The sequence below is a fragment of the Desulfuromonas soudanensis genome (assembly GCF_001278055.1).
GTDB classification, from domain to species: domain Bacteria; phylum Desulfobacterota; class Desulfuromonadia; order Desulfuromonadales; family WTL; genus Deferrimonas; species Deferrimonas soudanensis.
Genome location: NZ_CP010802.1, coordinates 2,074,313 through 2,092,728, shown reverse-complemented (window position 1 = coordinate 2,092,728; position 18,416 = coordinate 2,074,313). Strand labels below are relative to the sequence as shown.

At 58.3% G+C, this 18,416-nt stretch carries 18 protein-coding genes and 1 pseudogene; 17 read left to right on the top strand and 2 right to left on the bottom strand.

Translation table 11 applies throughout. The annotated features are described in order from the left end of the window. Window positions 1-54: 54 nt before the first annotated feature. Entirely contained in the window at window positions 55-1,023 is a 969-nt protein-coding gene (gene holB / locus DSOUD_RS09485) for a DNA polymerase III subunit delta' (RefSeq protein ID WP_053550783.1), read from the bottom strand. Next, window positions 1,020-1,664, bottom strand: coding sequence for a dTMP kinase (tmk, locus tag DSOUD_RS09480; RefSeq protein ID WP_053550782.1), 645 nt, complete (start codon window positions 1,662-1,664; stop codon window positions 1,020-1,022). The genes holB and tmk overlap by 4 nt, the downstream gene beginning before the upstream one ends. A 192-nt stretch (window positions 1,665-1,856) precedes the next feature. On the opposite strand from tmk, the gene rnc reads away from it, so the two are divergent. From rnc to DSOUD_RS09400, 17 genes and pseudogenes are all read left to right on the top strand, one after another. Continuing rightward, window positions 1,857-2,555, top strand: a complete 699-nt coding sequence (rnc, locus tag DSOUD_RS09475; RefSeq protein WP_096335437.1) for a ribonuclease III — start codon at window positions 1,857-1,859, stop codon at window positions 2,553-2,555. 3 nt (window positions 2,556-2,558) lie between these two features. After that, window positions 2,559-3,566, top strand: a complete 1,008-nt coding sequence (locus DSOUD_RS09470) for an elongator complex protein 3 (protein ID WP_053550781.1) — start codon at window positions 2,559-2,561, stop codon at window positions 3,564-3,566. Further along, complete coding sequence (era, locus tag DSOUD_RS09465; protein ID WP_053550780.1) at window positions 3,553-4,488, top strand: GTPase Era; 936 nt, start codon at window positions 3,553-3,555, stop codon at window positions 4,486-4,488. Before DSOUD_RS09470 ends, era begins: the two co-directional genes overlap by 14 nt. A gap of 37 nt (window positions 4,489-4,525) precedes the next feature. After that, window positions 4,526-5,845: a ribosome biogenesis GTPase Der gene (gene der, locus DSOUD_RS09460; RefSeq protein WP_053550779.1), complete on the top strand. Its 1,320-nt coding sequence runs from the start codon at window positions 4,526-4,528 to the stop codon at window positions 5,843-5,845. Window positions 5,846-5,956: 111 nt separating this feature from the next. Beyond that, window positions 5,957-7,642 (top strand): response regulator, encoded by a 1,686-nt coding sequence (locus DSOUD_RS09455; protein WP_053550778.1) that lies wholly within the window; start codon window positions 5,957-5,959, stop codon window positions 7,640-7,642. A gap of 17 nt (window positions 7,643-7,659) precedes the next feature. After that, on the top strand, window positions 7,660-8,028 hold the full coding sequence (locus DSOUD_RS09450) for a response regulator (protein ID WP_096335436.1): 369 nt from the start codon (window positions 7,660-7,662) through the stop codon (window positions 8,026-8,028). A gap of 9 nt (window positions 8,029-8,037) precedes the next feature. Next, window positions 8,038-10,077 (top strand): chemotaxis protein CheA, encoded by a 2,040-nt coding sequence (locus DSOUD_RS09445; protein WP_053550777.1) that lies wholly within the window; start codon window positions 8,038-8,040, stop codon window positions 10,075-10,077. Further along, a complete protein-coding gene (locus DSOUD_RS09440) occupies window positions 10,070-10,879 on the top strand; it encodes an ExeA family protein (RefSeq protein ID WP_053550776.1) in 810 nt (269 codons plus the stop codon). The genes DSOUD_RS09445 and DSOUD_RS09440 overlap by 8 nt, the downstream gene beginning before the upstream one ends. A gap of 18 nt (window positions 10,880-10,897) precedes the next feature. Further along, window positions 10,898-11,629, top strand: a complete 732-nt coding sequence (locus tag DSOUD_RS09435; RefSeq protein WP_082351183.1) for a chemotaxis protein CheW — start codon at window positions 10,898-10,900, stop codon at window positions 11,627-11,629. Between the two features lie 23 nt (window positions 11,630-11,652). Further along, window positions 11,653-12,024: a response regulator gene (locus DSOUD_RS09430; protein WP_053550775.1), complete on the top strand. Its 372-nt coding sequence runs from the start codon at window positions 11,653-11,655 to the stop codon at window positions 12,022-12,024. Beyond that, window positions 12,021-12,542: a chemotaxis protein CheW gene (locus DSOUD_RS09425; RefSeq protein WP_053550774.1), complete on the top strand. Its 522-nt coding sequence runs from the start codon at window positions 12,021-12,023 to the stop codon at window positions 12,540-12,542. Before DSOUD_RS09430 ends, DSOUD_RS09425 begins: the two co-directional genes overlap by 4 nt. Before the next feature lie 56 nt (window positions 12,543-12,598). Continuing rightward, window positions 12,599-12,697 (top strand): annotated as a pseudogene (locus DSOUD_RS19165) (zinc-ribbon domain-containing protein); the annotation flags it as partial. Between the two features lie 57 nt (window positions 12,698-12,754). Further along, window positions 12,755-13,492: a response regulator gene (locus DSOUD_RS09420; RefSeq protein ID WP_053550773.1), complete on the top strand. Its 738-nt coding sequence runs from the start codon at window positions 12,755-12,757 to the stop codon at window positions 13,490-13,492. Between the two features lie 24 nt (window positions 13,493-13,516). Next, the gene (locus DSOUD_RS09415) at window positions 13,517-15,532 is read left to right on the top strand and encodes a HEAT repeat domain-containing protein (protein WP_198300303.1); all 2,016 of its coding nucleotides are present in this window, start codon (window positions 13,517-13,519) and stop codon (window positions 15,530-15,532) included. A 7-nt stretch (window positions 15,533-15,539) separates the two neighbouring features. After that, a complete protein-coding gene (locus DSOUD_RS09410; protein ID WP_053550771.1) occupies window positions 15,540-16,418 on the top strand; it encodes a CheR family methyltransferase in 879 nt (292 codons plus the stop codon). Next, entirely contained in the window at window positions 16,415-17,479 is a 1,065-nt protein-coding gene (locus tag DSOUD_RS09405) for a protein-glutamate methylesterase/protein-glutamine glutaminase (RefSeq protein WP_053550770.1), read from the top strand. The genes DSOUD_RS09410 and DSOUD_RS09405 overlap by 4 nt, the downstream gene beginning before the upstream one ends. A gap of 89 nt (window positions 17,480-17,568) precedes the next feature. Next, the gene (locus DSOUD_RS09400) at window positions 17,569-18,399 is read left to right on the top strand and encodes a GAF domain-containing protein (protein WP_053550769.1); all 831 of its coding nucleotides are present in this window, start codon (window positions 17,569-17,571) and stop codon (window positions 18,397-18,399) included. The last annotated feature ends 17 nt before the right edge of the window (window positions 18,400-18,416 follow it).

The following is an 18,416-nucleotide window of genomic DNA, read 5'->3' as shown; positions in this document are numbered from 1 at the left end:
GGAGGTCCGCGATGTGGCAGCGGTTCATCGATAGGCCGCAGGGGCCGGGGGCACTCAGGCCACCAGGCGCATCAGCAGGACCTCGATGGCCAGTTGTCGGTTGACGTTGCGCCCGAGGTGGAGTTGGGACGCGGCGATGGCGTCGAGCTTGCGCAGCAGGGACGGTACCGTTTCCCGGGAGACGACCCGTCGTATCTTCTCCGCAAGGTCGAGATTGACCATTTCCTCCTCAGGGGCGCCATGGGCATGAAGGAGGAGGTCCCGGTAGAAGACCTGGATGATCTCGAGAATTTCCGGAAGATGGTCCTTGTCTTCGGCCAGTTCCTGGGCCAGGTCGAAGAGGGGGCCGATGCTCCCGGGGGAAAGGGCCGTAAGGGACTTGAGAATCGCCTTACGTCGTTCCAGGTAAAGTTCCCGGTCCCTCCCCAGGGCCTTTTTGAAGCTCCCTTCGGAGAGGGCCGTCAGGATGTGCCCTTCGACCTCATTCATCCCCTCCTGCTGCAGCAGAACCGTCAACAGCTCCTGGCGGGGGAGGCGGGAAAAGGGGAGGCGCTGGCAGCGGGAGCGAATCGTCCCGAGAACCTTCTCCGGGTGCGGGGTCAGCAGAAGGAGCAGGGCCTCACCGTTCGGCTCCTCCAGTGTTTTGAGGAGGGCGTTGCCGGCCGCCGCATTCATTTTTTCGGCGCCATCGATGAGGACGACTTTTTTTTGGGCCTCCAGCGGGCGATAGGAGAGTTCTTTCTGGATGCGGCGGATCTGTTCGATCTTGATCATCGCCCCGTCCGGCTCGAGAATGTGCAGGTCGGGATGGTTGTTGTGGTCGATCTTTCGGCAGGCGCTGCAGATGCCGCACCCGGAGCCGTCCGCACAGAAGACGAGCCTGACGAGCGCCAGGGCCATGAGGCGCTTGCCGACCCCCTCGGGTCCTTCGAAGAGGTAGGCATGGGCCAGGCGTCCCGAGGCGAAGGCTCGCTGCAAGATCTCCTTTTGTCTCCGGTGACCGAGGATTTGAGCGAAGGTCATGAAGAATGCTGCTCCAGAAAAGGATCGACCACGGCGGCGATTCGCCTTGCCACTTCTTCTGCGCTTCCTTCGGCATCGATACGGCGGAAGCGATCTTGCCCTTCGGCCAGAAAGAGGTATCCCTGGCGAACCCGGCTGTGAAAAGCCAGGGACTCCTGTTCGAAGCGATCCTCGTTCCCCAGGTTCTGGTCTTCGTTGCGCTGCCGTGCCCGGCGCAGACCCTTCTCGGCGGGCATGTCGAGAAGGAGGGTGAGGTCCGGGGAGAGCCCACCGGTAGCCAGCTGGTTCAGGCGGTCGATGAGTGAGGCGTCGAGGCGGCGGCCGTGTCCCTGGTAGGCGAGGGTGGCGTCGATGAAGCGGTCACAAAGGACGATCTTTCCCTCTTTCAGGGCCGGGATTATGACCTCGTCGACATGCTGTGCCCGGGCTGCGGCGTAAAGAAGGAGCTCGGCCCGGGGAACCAGCGCGGCGCTGCCGGGAGACAAGAGGATCTGGCGGACCATGTCGGCAATGGGGCAACCCCCGGGTTCCCGGGTCGCCACCACGGCTTTGCCGGCCTTGCCGAGTCGTTCGGCGAGCAACCGGATCTGCGTCGTCTTGCCGCTCCCCTCGATCCCTTCAAAGGTTATGAATAGTGCCATCGGACCCGTGACAGGTAAAAGTCGGTTAAGAACTGGTAAAGCATGCTATTATAGGAGCGCTCTCCCGGATAGGCAAGGAAAAACCGGGCGGCGACGGGACTTGCCTCGTCATGAACGGGCGATTTTAGTATACTAAAAGGCGATTTTTTGTTAATCCTTGGACCGCCCGTCGGCTCTTTTGTGGAGAAGCTTTTGGAACGCCAGGATCTCGAAAAACAGCTGGAAAAAAAGGTCGGATATTTCTTCAAAGACCGGGATCTGCTGCGTGAATCGCTCACCCACCGCTCCTTTGCCAATGAGCAGGTCGGCAGAGTCTGGCCCCACAATGAACGGCTGGAGTTCCTCGGCGACGCTGTTCTCGACCTGGTCATAAGTCAGATTATTTTCAGTGATTACGAAACCTTCGCCGAGGGAGACCTGACGCGGGTCCGGGCCGAGGTCGTCAACGAAAAAACCCTGGCCGTCCTGGGACGGCAATGCGATCTCGGCGATTGCCTTCTCCTCGGCCGTGGCGAACAGCGCAGCGGAGGGGGGGACAAGGACAGCCTGCTGGCCGACGCCCTGGAGGCGTTGCTCGGTGCCATCTTCTGCGACGGCGGCTTCGAAGCTGTTCGTCCGGTGGTTGAGGCCCTGTTTGCCGACGAGATCGAATGCGCCGCCCGGCGCAAGGTCGGGGTCGACCATAAGACCCGCCTTCAGGAAGTCCTGCAGGCCCGGCACGGACTCCCCCCCACCTACCGGGTGGTGAACGTCGAGGGGCCCGATCACCTGCGCAGCTACACCATTGAGGTGCAATCCGAGGGGGAGGCGATCGGTTCCGGGCAGGGCCGGACCAAAAAGGGGGCCGAGCAGGAGGCGGCCCGGCAGGCCCTGGCAAGGCTGGAAGGTTGATCGATGCGGATCTATCCTGTTTTCATCCCCCATGCCGGTTGCCCCTATCGCTGTGTTTACTGCCGCCAGCAGGCTCTCTGCGGCCAGGCCGTCCCCGCGAACCCCGATGAGGTCGCTGCCTTCCTCGACGGCGTTCTGCCGGTCCGGGGGGACGGCGAAATCGCCTTTTACGGCGGAACATTTACCCTTCTCGACAAAGAGCTTTCCAGGGCCTATCTGGCCGTGGCGGCCTTCTTCGTCGACCGGGGACGGGTTTCGGGGGTTCGTGTTTCGACCCGTCCCGATGCCCTCGAGGATACCGCGGTGGCCGCCCTGCAGGTCGGCGGGGTGACGACGGTGGAAATAGGGTGCCAGTCCTTTTCTGACGCCGTTTTGCTCCGCGCCGGTCGCGGACACGGAGCCACGGAGGCCGAAGGGGCCGTCCGTCGCCTTCGCGGCGCCGGCCTGAACGTCGGTCTCCAGTTGATGCCCGGCCTGCCGGGGGGAGACCGAAAGGAAGCCCTCTTCTCCCTGGACAGGGCCCTGGCGCTTGCACCTGATTTTGTCCGGATCTATCCGACCGTTGTCCTCTCCGAAACCCCGCTCGAGGCCGCCTTCCGGGCAGGGACCTACCGGCCGATGGACCTCGATGAGGCCGTGGATCTCGGCGCCGACATGCTCTGGCGGTGCCATCGTGCCGGCGTTGCGGTGATCCGTCATGGCCTGCAGGCCTCCCCCGAACTCGATGACGGTTCGGCCCGGGTCGCCGGCCCCTACCATCCGGCCTTTGGCCAGCTGGTCCGTTCGCGCCTCTGGCTCCGGGCCCTTGAGCGCTGCGCTGCCACCGGAAAAGACCGCCGCGCCCTGGTGCACCCCGCAGATTTCTCCGATGCGCGCGGACACGGCAACGGCAATCTGGCCCTGCTGACAAAAGAGTTCGGCAGTTTTGATATCGTATCCCACCGGGAGGTTCCCCGGCAGCAACTCCTAACCAACGGGCGCCTTCTTTCCCTGATGGATGCCGCCCAGTGATCAGAGGACACCGCACACCTTGAATACTACAGACTCGAACTTTCGTTCCGGATTCGTCTCCATCATCGGCCGCCCCAATGTCGGAAAGTCGACGCTTCTCAACAAGATTCTCGGGCAGAAGATCGCCATCACCACCAGTAAACCCCAGACGACCCGCAACCGCATTCTCGGCATTCACAATCTCGAGAAGGGGCAGATCCTCTTTCTCGACACACCGGGGATTCACCGCGGCAAGGGGCGGTTAAACCGTTTCATGGTCGACCAGGCGATCTCGGCCTGTTCCGACGTCGACCTGATCCTCTTTCTGGTGGAGGCCAACGACCCCCTCGGCGGCGGGGATGATTTCATTCTCGACCTCATTTCCAAAGGGGGGTCGCCGGTTGTGCTCCTCATCAACAAGATCGATCTCGTCCCCCGTCCCGCACTCCTGGCCCTGATCGACGCCTACGCGAAAAAGTTCTCCTTCCGCGCCATCATACCCATCTCCGGTCTCAAGGGGGACGGGGTGGACACCCTCCCGGGGATCATCCTCGATCTCCTTCCCGAGGGGCCCCGCTACTATCCCGAGGACATGATCACCGACCTCCCCGAGCGCTTCATCGTCGGGGAGATGATCCGGGAGCAGGTATTGAAACAGACCCGCGACGAGGTCCCTTACGGAGTGGCGGTGACGGTCGAGAGCTTTGAGGAAAAACCCGAAAAGAATCTGATCGTCATCGGCGCGGTGATTCGCGTCGATCGCGACTCCCACAAGAGCATTCTCCTCGGCAAGGGGGGCGCGATGATTCGCTCCATCGGCAAGGCGGCGCGGATCGATATCGAGCGGCTGCTCGGCCACCGGGTCTTTCTGGAGTTATTCGTCAAGGTGGAAAAGAACTGGACCGATTCGGAGCGCTTGCTCAAGGAACTCGGTTACCAGTGATTTCGTGTAGAAATTCAGCAGAAATGGAAGAGTCAACATGATGCCAGTCGTCGCAATCGTCGGACGCCCCAATGTCGGGAAGTCGACGCTGTTCAACAGAATTCTCGGTCAACGCAAGGCCATCGTCGAAGATTTTCCCGGTGTGACCCGGGATCGCAACTATGCCGAAGTGACCCGTTACGAGAAGCCCTTTACCCTCATCGACACCGGCGGATTCGAACCGGTCACCGAAGAGCGGATGCTGGTGCAAATGCGGGAGCAGTCGCAGCTGGCCATCGAAGAGGCCGATATCATCCTCTTTGTCGCCGACGGCAAGGAAGGGCTGACCCCTTCCGACGTCGAAGTCGCGCAGATGTTGCGCCGGGTCGACAAGCCGATTCTCTACGTGGTGAACAAGGTCGATGGCGATGCCCAGGAGGTCGGAGCGACGGAATTCTACGCTCTCGGGGTGGAAACCATCCATACGATTTCAGCCGAGCATGGTCGCGGAGTCCCCGACCTGATCGACGACATCCTTGCCCTGCTGCCGGAGGCCGCCCCCCTTCGGGACAACGAGGGGGAGGTCCGTCTTGCGGTGATCGGTCGTCCCAATGTGGGCAAGTCCACCCTTGTCAACCGGCTTCTCGGTTTCGAACGGATGGTCGCCAATCCCACGGCGGGAACGACCCGCGACAGTGTCGATACCCCCTTCATCTACAACAAGAACAACTATCTGCTCATTGATACCGCAGGGATCCGGCGCAAGGGGAAGGTCAGTCAGAGACTGGAGAAATTCAGTGTCATTCAGGCGCTCAAGGCGATGGAGCGGGCTCATATCGTTCTGGTGGTGATCGATGCCGAGGAGGGGGTGACCGACCAGGACATGACGGTGGCCGGGTATGCCTATGAAAAGGGGAGGGCGGTGATCCTGGTGGTCAACAAGTGGGACCGTCTGGAAAAAAACAATCGCACCGTCAGTGAATATACCGAAACGCTTCGCTCGACCTTCAAGTTTCTCTCCTTTGCCCCGATCATCTTCATCTCCGCCCTGACGGGCCAGAGAGTCAACAAGATCATGGGCGAAGTCGAGAAAGTCTCGGCCGAATTCAATAAAAAGATATCGACCTCGCACCTGAACCAGTTGCTGGCCGACGCCGAAAGGGGACATCAGCCCCCCGTTTATCAGGGGAAGCGTCTCAAGCTCTTCTATATCACTCAAACCGCCGTGCGGCCTCCGACGTTTATCATTTTCGTCAACAAAGCCGAAGGCGTGCACTTTTCTTATCAGCGCTATCTCGGAAACAAAATCCGTGAAGCCTTCGGTTTTTCAGGGTGCCCCATACGCCTTCAGTTCAAGGATCGGGAGCGAAATGAGTAGGGGCAAAAAGCCTTTACATCTCCAGGTTCCTGGGATATATTTATTTTCGTTTAATTCCATACTGTTATGCTTCTTCGCTGATGGCTGCCCTCCTCTGAATACCGGAATATCATGAGTCTTGTCGGAAACCTCGAAGATCTGGGGCTGGGTGACATCCTTCAGATCGTCAGCCTAAGCCGGAAGTCCGGCGTGCTGGCGCTTCACAGTCGCAACCGTGAAGGGACGATTATTTTCCTCCATGGTCAGGTGACGCACGCGGCCTCGAGCGTGTTTCGTGAAAATCTTGGCGACATCCTGCTGCGCAAGGGGCTTGTCGACATGGAGACCCTCAGGGCGGCCCTGACCCTGCAGAAGGAGACGACTCCGCCCCTTCGTCTCGGGGCTATTCTGGCTGAGCGTTTCGGCGTTTCCAAAGAAGCGATCGAGACTCTGGTCAAGGAGCAGATCGAGCGGATCGTCTACAGTTACTTCGGCTGGAAGGAAGGGACCTTTGCTTTCGAACTCGGTGAACCGGCCGAGCTCGGGGCGACCAGCTTCAGTCCTCTTCAGTTCATGCTTGAGCAGGGGCTGAATCCCCAGTGGCTGGCCATGGAGGGGAGTCGGCTTCTCGATGAAAAGACCCATCGGGGAGAAAGTTTGGAAGAGGACGCTCCACCCTCCGTCGTCGATATGGAGACCCTCTTCGAGGAACACCAGGGGATACCGTCCGGCGGCGTTCCGACGACGGTGAAACCCTCGGCAGGCAATCCCGTCATCCTTTTTATCGATGACGACGAACCGACCCGCGAAGGGTTGGCCGATGCCTTCGGCAACCTCGGCTTCTTCGTCAAAGTCTTTGCCGACGGCAAGGAGTTTCTTGAAGCCGTCAAACAGGAATATCGGGAGGGGGGTGATCCGCTCCTCCTCGTCGATCTGATCATGCCCCGCATGGACGGCAGCGGAATCCTTGGCGGCGTCGAACTCCTCGAAAATATTAAAAAAATTGCCCCAGAAGCCCATACGGTGATGATTTCCGATCACCCGAACCCCGAAGCGGAGCGCCGGGTCCGCGATCTTGGCACCCCGGACGTTCTCTCCAAGCCGAAAAAGACCGAGGTCCGTGGCCCCCAGGGTCTCCAGGCCCTTCATGCCCTGGCCGAGACCATATCCGGCATGGTCAGGAGCGCTTCCCCCTCCGTGCCTTCCTCCTCGCCCGGCGGCCTGTTCAACCTCGGTGCAGAGCTCCTGAGCGAATTCGGAGACGAAGCGGACCAGGGGAGCGCCAGAGGGCCCGAATCCCCCGGTTTGCACCTTCTCAAGGGGATGCTGCAGGAACTCAGCAACCCCTCTCTCGGCGGGGGAGTGATCCTTCTGGTCCTGCGGTTTGCCAGTGAGTTGATGAACCGTGCCGTTATATTTCATGTCAAAAAGGAGGAGATCGTCGGTCTCGGCCAGTTCGGGATCGAACTCGAAGGGGAGATGGCCGACACCCGGGTGCGTCATATGCGCATTCCGGTCGATGAGCCCTCCATCTTCAAGGATGTCCTTCAGGCCCGGGTCCCCATGCGGGTTCAGCTTGGATCCGGCCCGTGGGACACCTACCTGCGCACCCAGCTCGGAGGGGGTCATCCCGCAGAGGTCTTTCTCGGCCCGGTGGTCAGCGAAGGGAAGGTTGTGGCCCTTATTTATGGAGACAATCTCCCCCAGTCATCGGTTATCGGCGATACTGAAGCTCTGGAGATCTTTCTCTCCCAAGCCGGGCTGGCCATGGAAAAGACTCTGCTGGAAACCCGACTGCGGGTAAAAAACGCCAACTGAGTTAGGAGTTAGGACGCGTGACGAAGAAAATCCTGATCGCCGAAGATTCGAGTACGATGCGGTCTCTCATTGTGTCAACTATTGCGGCGATGGGTGATTTCGATATTGTCGAGGCGGCCAACGGCTTCGAAGCCCTGCGTATTCTGCCGAGAGAGAAGGTCGATCTGGTGATCACCGATATCAATATGCCGGACATCAACGGTCTGGAACTGGTCAGCTTTATCAAGGGGAACGCCAACTATCGGTCGACCCCTCTTTTTATTATCAGCACCGAAGGGAGTGAGCGGGACCGTGAGAAGGGGCTGGCGCTCGGTGCGGATGCCTACCTCGTCAAGCCATTTTCTCCCCGGGAATTGCAGTCCCTCATCACCAAATTTCTCGGTTAGGAGGCTTTTTTGGCTGAGATCCCATCCTCTCGTGCCCTCAAGGATTTTCTCGGCGAAGCCGAAGAAATCATTGAAAAACTCAATCTTGATCTTGTGGGATTGGGTGATTGTGTCGACAGTGGCGATGTCGACCCCGAATTGTTGAACAGTATTTTTCGTGGCGCCCATTCCCTGAAGGGGATTTCCGGGATGTTCGGATTTGACGATATCTCCGAACTCTCCCATCACATGGAAAATCTTCTCGACAGCCTTCGCCTCGGCAAGCTCGAGCTCAGGCCCTCACTCCTCGATGTTCTCTTCGGTTCTCTCGATATTCTCAGCCAGTTGGTCGGTGCCAAGGGAGGCTCCGAAGACGTCACGGTCGATCTCTCTTCCATTCTGGCCCGAATCAACAATGAGCTCCACGGCGACGTCGGTACGGCGGAAAATCCGCTCAAAAAGCTGAATATCGATCCGGCCATCCTGAATGTCCTGACCGAATATGAAGAACACCGGCTTCTGGAAAACCTGAAAAAGAAACGCAATCTGTTGCGGGTCAAGGTCACCTTCAGCCTGGCCAGTTTCGATCAGGATCTTGCCGAGATCACCGACATCCTCAAGAAGCAGGGGGAAGTCATCAGTACACTCCCCTGTGCCGGCGACATCTCCGACCGGATCGCCTTCCAACTCCTCGTTGGTACGACGATTACGGTAGAAAAACTTCGCACCCTTCTCAACCAGGACGGGCTCCAGATCGAGTCTCTTTTTGCGGCACCGCAGAGCCCCCTCCCCGAACCTGTGGCGATCAGGGAGACTTCCGACGGGGCACTGCAGGAGGAGGGCGCCGAAGGTGGCGGAACGTCCCTGCGTTCCATCAGCCGCACCGTGCGTGTCGATATCGACAAGCTGGATGCATTGATGAACGTGGTCGGCGAACTCGTCCTTTCCAAGGGAGCCATCGTCAATATCTGCGATCAGCTTCGCCAGGAGGGGAACAACAAACATCTGGCGGAGCTGCACAAGGCGACGAGAACCCTCGAGCGACGCCTTGAAGAGTTGCAAAAAGGGGTCATGGAAGTGCGCATGGTCCCTGTAATCCAGCTCTTCGAAAAAATGACGCGCATCGTCCGGCGGGTGGCCAGCGAGCAGAACAAAAACGTCGGACTCGATATCCGTGGGGCCGATACCGAACTGGACAAGCTCATCATGGAGGATCTGGCCGATCCTCTCATGCACATCATCCGCAACGCCATCGATCACGGCATTGAAACCCCCGAGGAGAGAAGTGCCGCCGGTAAATCCCCGAGGGGGACCATCTGTTTGTGGGCCTCCCAGAAGGGGAATCATGTCGTTATCGAGGTACGCGACGACGGACGGGGTATCGACGGGGAGAGGGTGCGGAAAAAAGCCCTTGAACAGGGGCTGATTCAGGAGGGTGCGGAACTGACCCGCGATGATATTTTCGAGCTCCTCCTTACCCCCGGTTTTTCGACCCGTGATGAGGTGAGCGACCTTTCCGGACGCGGCGTCGGGATGGATGTGGTCAAGAACAATATCGCCTCCATGTCCGGCATGGTCGAGATGAACAGCGAACCCGGGGAGGGGACGGTCATGACGATCACTCTCCCCATCACCCTGGCCATCATCAAGGCGTTGATTGTCCGCGTCTGCAGCAAAACCTACGCGATTCCCATCAACTCGGTCATGGAAACCCTGATGATCGAACCGGGATCCATCCGCACCATTGAACGGCGGGAGGTCATCGAGCTCAGGCAAAGCACCCTCCCGTTGTTGCGACTGGGGAATGTCTTCGACCTTCCGGATAAAGCCCGCAAGAATGGACGTTCGTTTGTCGCCGTCATCGGTCTGGCGGAAAAGAAGGTCGGGTTTGTCGTCGATGAATTGCTCGGGCAGCAGGATGTGGTCATCAAATCTCTCGGCAGCACCCTCTCCTTCGTGCGCGGGGTGGCCGGCGCCGCCGATCTGGGGAATCAGAAAACCATCCTCGTCCTGGATGTCGGCGGCCTTATGAGCGAAGCCCTGCGGGGGGAGTCGAGCTTCTATGTATAAGGAGTTCTACGGATTTTCCGAAAAACCCTTCAGCAAGACACCCGACCCGCGCTTCCTGTTTCTCAGTCGCATGCACCAGGAAGCGCTCGTCCGCCTCATCTATGCGGTGGAAGAGCGCGACCTGATCCTTTTGACCGGCGAGATCGGCTGCGGAAAGACCACGCTGTCGAGAGCATTGATGGATGAAATGGATGAAACTTACAGGATCATCCTGATCATCAATCCGCGCCTGACCCCCATGGAGTTTCTTCGCCTGCTGGCTCTGCGGCTCGGCGTGGACGACCCGGCGCGGTTTAAGACCGATCTTCTTGAGCAGATCGGCGGCGAGCTTTACCGGCTCTACCAGGAGGGGATCTGTCCGGTGCTGATCATCGATGAGGCGCAGCTGGTCCCCCATCGCGACACCTTCGATGAGATCAGGCTTTTGACTAATTTTCAGCTCGATGACAGGAACCTGATCAGCGTCGTTCTGATGGGGCAGCCCGAACTCCGGAAGCGTCTGGCCCACCATGTTTACGAACCGCTGCGCCAGAGGATCGGAATGCAGTACGACCTGAAGCCTTTGTCCCTGGAGGAAACGGCCGAGTATCTCAATCACCGCCTGGAAGTTGCCGGAGGGTCCGCCGGACTTTTTCTCCCCGGTGCTGTGGAAAAGATCTATGGTTATGCCGGAGGAATTCCTCGAAAAATCAATCATGTCGCCTCGCTGGCGTTGCTTGAGGGGTTTGGCAGGGAGTCCTTGACCATCGGCACGGAAATTCTCGACGCTGTCATGTCCGAACTCGACCTTACTCTAGTCTAGTTTTCTGGGAAGCTCATAATGGATCTCGCCGAAATTCGCAAAAAGGCCAGGAGTCGAAAAAAAGGGGACGACCGACCCAAGGGGGATCTGTCCCCGGACAAGGGTCGAGGCTCCTCGTCGCTCCCAGGGGCGCCGGTCACCAAGCCCCCGGCAAACCGGGAACCGGCCACCGGTTCTGTTCCGCAGGCAAACAGCCCTCAGGCGGCAGCTCCCCCGGTGCAGGACGCCATCGACGCCCTTTTCGCCTGGCGCCCGGATCTCGAGCTGGCCACGGAAGAGAGCTATCACCAGGGTTTTTCGAAGGACCAGCAGGCTGTGGAGATATCCCGGCAACTCCTGACCTTCGCTCTCGGTGATGAAGAATATGCCCTTGATCTGGAGCATATTCGTGAAATCATTAAGCCGAGGGAGATCACGGACATTCCCCGGGTTCCGTCATTCATTCTCGGTATCGTTTCCCTGCGGGGGGTTGTCATCCCGGTCTTCGATCTCAGCTGTCGCCTGAGGCTGGAAGGTTCCGCGACCTCACTTGCCTCCCGGATCGTCGTCTGTCAGGATGGAGAACGCCTTGCCGGACTCCTGGTGGACCACATCAGTCAGGTTGTGCATCTTCCGACCAGCAAAATTGAACCACCGCCGAACATGCTCTCGGGAATTGATCGCGATATGGTCGAGGGTGTAGGGCGCCATCAGGGCAGGATGATGATCCTGCTTAACCTTCGCAGTGTTATGGATGTAACCCTCACCTGATGCATTAAGAAAGGAGCCTTCCGGTGTCCAAAAAAAAGATCCTGATTGTCGAAGACGAGGAGAGCCTTCTTAAACTTGAAAGTATCCTGCTGACTTCGAAGGGGTATGAGGTCAAGGGGGTTCCAAACGGTCAGGCGGCGCTGGATGCCCTGGGCGAAGATCTCCCCGACCTGGTGCTTTTGGACATCATGCTTCCTGAGATCGACGGTTTTGAGGTCTGTCGGAGGATCAAAGCCAACAGCCTTACCCGCCATATTCCCGTGATCATGCTCACGGCAAAAAAAAGCCGCGAGGATATGGCCCGGGGGGAAACCGTCGGTGCCGACTGGTATATAACCAAGCCCTTTAAATCGGCGATGGTGATTGAAACCATCCAGAGGTTTCTGGCCAAATGATCGACAAAGCAGTGAAGTTCATTGATGATGCCGGTGGGCAGCAGGAGGTGCAGTTGGCCTGTTTTCGGGTCGGCTCGGAAATGTACGCCCTCGACATCATGCGGATCAAGGAAATCATCCGGCCTCTGAAACTGACACCCGTTCCCAAATCTCCTCCCTTTATCGAAGGGGTTATCAACCTTCGGGGCGCGGTGATTCCCGTGGTCGATCTGCGCAAGCGTTTCGACCAGCAGGCCGTATCCGGTGATCGCAAGATGCGGGTGATCATTTGCGCGCTCTCCGGGCGCATCGTCGGCTTGACGGTCGATGAGGTGACCGAGGTGCGGAGCTACTCACGCAAGGAAGTTCAGCCGGCTCCCCAGTTCCTCAAGGGGCGGGGGTCGCAGTTTTTTCTTGCCGTCTGCCGCAGGGATGATGACCTGGTCATGCTCCTTGACCTGGAAAAGATTCTTTCCAGTGAAGAAAAGATCGATTTGCAGCGAATCGATGAGGTCCCTGCGGCTCCGCGGACCCATTGACCCCTCCTGCGAGCGGTTCCATTTTATTGGCATTTTAATCAGCTCAGGGGTAACAAATGGTTGTCAGCTGTCCCGCCTGTTCGACTCGATTCCGTCTGGATCCACAGCGGCTTCAAGGAAAGCGTCTGACCCTCAAATGCGCTAAATGCAGCACGACATTCAGTGTTCATCCACCGGCAGAGTCCACTGCGGGAGCTTCTCCCCGGGTTCTGGTGGGACACAGTGACGGTGCCTTCTGCGCGACCATCGAGGAACTGCTGAGCGGGTCGGGAATGACAGTACAGGTCTGTCATGACGGCCATAACGCTCTGAATGCCATGGAAAAAAGACCGCCTCAGGTGGCCATTATCGATGTGGCACTCCCCGGTCTCTTCGGTTTCGAGGTGGTGGACAAAATCCGGGCCCGTCCCGGCCTCAAGGATGTCAAGATTATCCTCCTCTCCTCGGTATACAACAAGGCCGCCTACAAACGGACGCCGTCCTCCCTCTACGGGGCTGACGATTACATCGAAAAACATCATATTCCCACCGACCTGGTTTCGAAGATCCGGGCGTTGCTGGCGATCCCCGAAAATCCCGTTTCGCCCCCGAAGCAACCCTCGCTGCCGCAGCCTCCCCCTGCGAAATCGATCCATTTTGTCGACGAAATGAATTCAAAAATCCAGCATGCCGAAGAAGGTGAGATTGTCGCCAAGGGCCCCGATGACGCGGCAGACAAGGCACGACGCCTGGCACGGATCATCATTTCGGACATCGCCCTGTACAATCAGGACAAGTTTGAGCAGGGGATACGCGGCGGCAACACATTGGAACTCCTCGCCGAAGAAATCCGGGAGGGGCGCAAACTCTTTAAAAAGCGGGTCGATGCCGAAGTCTGTCAAGGGGAGGACTTTTTGCAAACCGCCCTGGAAGCCTTTATCGAACGCCGAAAACGGGAACTCCAGCATTAAACAGCAGTCAGGACGGTTGGTGTGGTGAATAGACAATCCATTTTGGAAATGTTGCAGTCCGCTCAGGAAGAGGAGCGGCTTCAGGGTCTGAAGGCCGTGGGTCAGGAAGATCCGCAAGCCGCGATCGCCTGGATTCTCCGGGCCATGGGGGATGACAGTTGGCGTGTCCGCAAGGAGGCCGCCGATCTTTTTTTATCCCTTCCCGGCGCCGCCGATCTTGCCGGGGAGGTCGTCGAACTTCTCCATTCGACGGACAACGTCGGGTTAAGAAATACCGCCGCTGAAACCCTCATTCTTCTCGGACGTCGTGCCGTACCCTCTCTCCTCGAAGAGGTGGGGTGCAACGATCAGGATGTGCGCAAGTTTGTTCTGGATATCCTCGGGGAAATCGGCGATGAACAATCCATCGGCCCGATGATCAGGGCCTTGGCTGACCTCGATATCAATGTTCGGGCGGCGGCGGCGGAAAACCTCGGCAAACTCCGGGCGACCCAAGCCGTACCTGCCTTGCTGGCGGCTATGGCCGATCCGGACCTGCTGTTTCGATTCACAATTCTCGAGGCCCTGGGAAAGATCGGAGAACGTATTCCGATCGCTCGGCTTCTTGAATTTGAAGACGACAGGCTGTTGAGAAAAGCCCTCTTCGAGTGTCTCGGTCGTCTCGGTGGAAACGAGGCCGTCCCCGTTCTCGTTGGCGGTCTCTGCGACCAGATGCGCAACGTGCGGGAGGCTGCAGCCCTGGCGCTGCAGCGCATTGCAACAAGGCAGCAAGCCGATGTCGTGACCGCACTCGGCGGGATCGGGGGCCGCCCCGAGGCCGATGGCCTGATCGCCCTGCTGACGAGCGCCCGTGAGGAAGTGCGCAGGGCGGCCGTTGTTCTGCTGGGGTGGACGGACGATTCTCGGGCCGCCGCGCCCCTCCTGGCGTTGCTCGACGACGAAGCGCTTCGTGAGCCGGCGGTCGCAGCGCTCATTGCCATGGGTCCGGATGTCACGGGAACCCTCCTCGAGGGGTGGCTTGACGCCGGCAATCGCACTAGGGTCTATCTTGCCTATCTGGCGGGGGAGGTAGGTTGTGGCGCTGCCGTCCCGTATCTCGCTGAAGGAATGACTTCGGACGACGCCGAGTTGAAGCTGGTCTGCGCCCAGTCTCTGGGCAAACTTGCAGATGAAACCGCCATTCCGCTCCTCATCGACTGTCTCGGCGACGAGTCGTCCGATCTTCAGTCGGTGGCCGTGGGAGCCCTGAGTCTTATCGGCCGGGCCCACAGTCAAAAAACCAAAGAGGCGCTTTTGCCCATATTGGAGAGTGACAACCCCCAGGTCCGGATGTACGCCATCCAGATTCTCGGTCCCTTTGACGGCGCCGATGTCGTACGCAGTCTCTCCTTTGCCATGAAAGACGAATCGTCGCTCGTGCGTCGAGCCGCGGTCAGGGCGCTCGAGGAACAGCCCGGGGAGAGACGTCTCGAGTTCATGATGATCGCCCTGACCGACGAAGATTCGGAGGTCCGGCGCCTTGCAGCCGAATCCCTCGGTCTGACAGGGAGCCGGGAGGCCCTGAAGCCCCTGGAACTGGCCCTGCAGGATGAGGACATCTGGGTTCGCGCTGCGGCCGTGCGCTCTCTGGGAAACCTCGGTGGCGAAGAGGCGATCCGGATGGTGGGCCAGGCAATGAACGATCCCGTCGGGCTGGTGAGCATCGCCGCCCTGGAAACCCTTTCCCGCCTCGCTCCCGAGGCTTCCTACCCGATTCTGGTCGAAGCCCTTTCCCATCCCGACGAAGAGGTGGTGACCACGGCCCTCGACACCCTGACTGTCAGCGGTCAGAAGGGCTGGATTCCTCCGGTACGGGAGTTTCTCATCAACCATCGTCACTGGGAGGTGCGCACCTCCTTCATTCGTACCCTGGCCGAATTGGAAGGGGTCCACTGCCGCGACACCCTTGAAGCCCGTCTTCTGGTCGAAGGGGAGGAACTGGTCCGCCAGCAAATCCAGGAACTCCTGCGTCGTCTTTCCCATTCCCTGAGTCAGGGGTGAGCGGTCGATGATCTTTTTTTCCCCGGACATCAATATGACCGATGAGGAGTTCCGCCTTCTGCGGGATTTCGTCTATCAATATTGCGGCCTCCACTTCACTCCCGAGTCGAAATACCTTCTGGAAAAGCGTCTCAACAAACGACTGCAGCACCACCGGTTGAAAAACTTCAAAGATTACTACTATCTTTTACGTTACAGCCAGCACAAGGATCAGGAGCTGACCGAGGTTATCGATGCCCTGACCACCAATGAAACCTATTTTTTCAGGGAAGATTTTCAACTCAAGACATTCACCCAGGAGATTCTCCCAGAGATTCGCGCCAGAAAAGAAAAGACCGGCGACAAGCGACTGCGAATCTGGAGCGCCGGCTGTTCCAGTGGCGAGGAACCCTACACCATCGCCATGCTCCTCCTCGGGATGCCGGCGTTTCACGACTGGCAGATTGACATCATCGGCACCGATATCAGCCAGCGGGTGTTGCAAATTGCCCGCAAGGGGGTCTATGGAGCATCTTCTTTCCGGGCCACCGATTCAAACTATCAGCGCCGCTATTTTTCCGAGGTCGATGGCAAGCACCGGGTGGCCGACAATGTAAAGAGTCTGGTGACGATCAGCCACCTGAATCTCTTCGACGCGCCGCGGGTGACTCTCCTGGGAAAAATGGATGCCATTTTCTGTCGCAACGTCATCATATATTTTGATCAGGCCGCCAAAAAACGGGTGGTGGAGAGTTTCCACGACCGTCTCCGTCCCGAGGGATTTCTCCTGCTCGGCCATTCCGAGTCGCTGATGAACATCACCAACGCGTTTGTGCTGCGCCATTTTACCAACGACATGGTCTACCAGCGTCCGGCCCTCTCAGGCCTCAACGAGGACCGTCTATGAGCAAGGTGGTCAGAGTCCTGGTCGTTGATGATTCGGCCTACAATCGCCGCACGATTATCAAGATGCTCGAGTCGATCCCCGGGGTCGAGGTCGCCGGCTACGCCTGTGACGGCGAAGAGGGTCTGCGCAAGGTTTTCGACCTCAAGCCCGATCTGGTGACCCTCGACCTGGAGATGCCCCGCATGGACGGCTTCACTTTTCTGCGCATTGTCATGCAGAGCCGCCCCACACCGGTCATCGTCGTTTCCGCCCGTTCAGAAAATGAAAGCGTCTTTCGCGCTCTCGAATTTGGCGCCGTGGAGTTCGTGGCCAAACCCTCGGCGCGGATTACCCCCGAACTCTTCAATATTCGCGACGACCTGGTGCGCAAGGTTCGGGAGATTGCCGGAACGGACATGAGCAAGGTCGTCGACCGCGCCAAGGTCGTGGTTCACGGGAGTCCGGAACCGGGGTCGGCTGTGGTGCGGACACCTGTTCGAGAAAGTGCCCGGATTTCCCAGGTGGTGATCGGGTCGTCTACGGGGGGCCCGCCGGCCTTGCAGGCGATTTTCAGTGCCATTCAGCGCCCCTATCCCATCGGTTTTGCCATCTCACAGCATATGCCGTCGGGGTTTACCAAGGCCTTTGCGGATCGCCTCAATAAATTTTGCCACCTGGAGATCGTCGAAGCGAAAACCGGAGATATTATGGAACCCGGTCGGGTTCTGATTTCCCCCGGGGGGAAAAATCTGGTTTTCCGCAAGCGGGGGACTCAGGTGGTGGCCCATGTCGTCGATCCCCTCCCGGACCAGCGATACATTCCTTCGGTAGATGCCATGTTTTCCTCCGCCAGTGAAGTCTTCGGTGCCAATCTCCTCGGTGTCGTTTTGACCGGCATGGGGAACGATGGCGCCCGGGGGATTGTCGATGTTAAAGGGCGTGGGGGTGAAACGCTGGCGGAGTCCGAAGAATCGAGTGTCGTCTTCGGTATGCCCAAGGAGGCCATAGCCACTGGCAAGGTGGATCGCGTGCTGCCCTTGTCGCGCATGTGCGGGGAAATCCTGAGCCGCTGCGGTTATTAGTAAATTCTGTATAAAGAGTGGAAATTTTCCTTACATATTGCTAGGATGTTCTGCCTTATTCGATAAAGATAACTCTTGGGAGAATTACAATGACGGATCGGGAAGACGAGAGAGGACCAGCCAAGAGAGCCGAGGAGTTTCTTCAGGTTTTCAAGAAGGGGGCGGAATTCACTCAGGAAATTCTCAAGGACAACGAGCGCCTGCGGTATCAGATCCTGGAACTCGAGGAGCGTCTCAAGTTGCGGGAGGATATGGGAGGGACAGGCGACAGCGTTTCCGATAAGCTGCTTGAACGCATTCAGGTCCTCGAGAAGGAAAAGAAGGAGATTCTCGAGCGGATTCTGCATGTTGAAGCGGAAAATGTCGACTTTGCCAATCGCTATGTCGAAGTCGAGTCCGAAAACAACATGCTGGCCAACCTTTATATCGCTTCCTACCAGCTGCATTCGACCCTTGATTTCCGCGAGGTCCTTCAGGTCATAACGGAAATCATCATCAACCTGATCGGGGCCGAAGAGTTTGCCATCATGCTGCTCGACGAGAAGACCAATAAGCTGCAGGCCATGGCGGGGGAGGGGCTTGAACTGAAGGAACTCCCGACCATCGGGCTCGGTGAAGGGGTTATCGGCCAGATGGCCAAGACCGGAGAAAACTACTTCATCGACGATATGGAAAATTACGTTCGGGATTACGCTCACCCCATTGTCTGCATCCCTTTGAAAATCAAGGAACATGTCATCGGCGTCATCGTCATCTACAAGCTGCTGACCCAGAAGAGCCGTTTCGCCGAAGTGGACTATGAATTGTTTACCCTGCTGGCCGGCCACGCTGCAACGGCTATTTTCTCTTCGAAACTCTATTCGGAATCGGAGCGTAAACTGTCGACCATCCAGGGATTTATTGAACTTTTGACCAAATAGTCATCGGGGAGGATTCC

Coding starts and splice junctions, on each gene's coding strand:
- holB (WP_053550783.1), bottom strand. CDS start 1,023: ATGACCTTCGCTCAAATCCTCGGTCACCGGAGACAAAAGGAGATCTTG.
- tmk (WP_053550782.1), bottom strand. CDS start 1,664: ATGGCACTATTCATAACCTTTGAAGGGATCGAGGGGAGCGGCAAGACG.
- DSOUD_RS09470 (WP_053550781.1), top strand. CDS start 2,559: ATGCGGATCTATCCTGTTTTCATCCCCCATGCCGGTTGCCCCTATCGC.
- era (WP_053550780.1), top strand. CDS start 3,553: ATGCCGCCCAGTGATCAGAGGACACCGCACACCTTGAATACTACAGAC.
- der (WP_053550779.1), top strand. CDS start 4,526: ATGATGCCAGTCGTCGCAATCGTCGGACGCCCCAATGTCGGGAAGTCG.
- DSOUD_RS09455 (WP_053550778.1), top strand. CDS start 5,957: ATGAGTCTTGTCGGAAACCTCGAAGATCTGGGGCTGGGTGACATCCTT.
- DSOUD_RS09440 (WP_053550776.1), top strand. CDS start 10,070: ATGTATAAGGAGTTCTACGGATTTTCCGAAAAACCCTTCAGCAAGACA.
- DSOUD_RS09435 (WP_082351183.1), top strand. CDS start 10,898: ATGGATCTCGCCGAAATTCGCAAAAAGGCCAGGAGTCGAAAAAAAGGG.
- DSOUD_RS09425 (WP_053550774.1), top strand. CDS start 12,021: ATGATCGACAAAGCAGTGAAGTTCATTGATGATGCCGGTGGGCAGCAG.
- DSOUD_RS09410 (WP_053550771.1), top strand. CDS start 15,540: ATGATCTTTTTTTCCCCGGACATCAATATGACCGATGAGGAGTTCCGC.
- DSOUD_RS09405 (WP_053550770.1), top strand. CDS start 16,415: ATGAGCAAGGTGGTCAGAGTCCTGGTCGTTGATGATTCGGCCTACAAT.
- DSOUD_RS09400 (WP_053550769.1), top strand. CDS start 17,569: ATGACGGATCGGGAAGACGAGAGAGGACCAGCCAAGAGAGCCGAGGAG.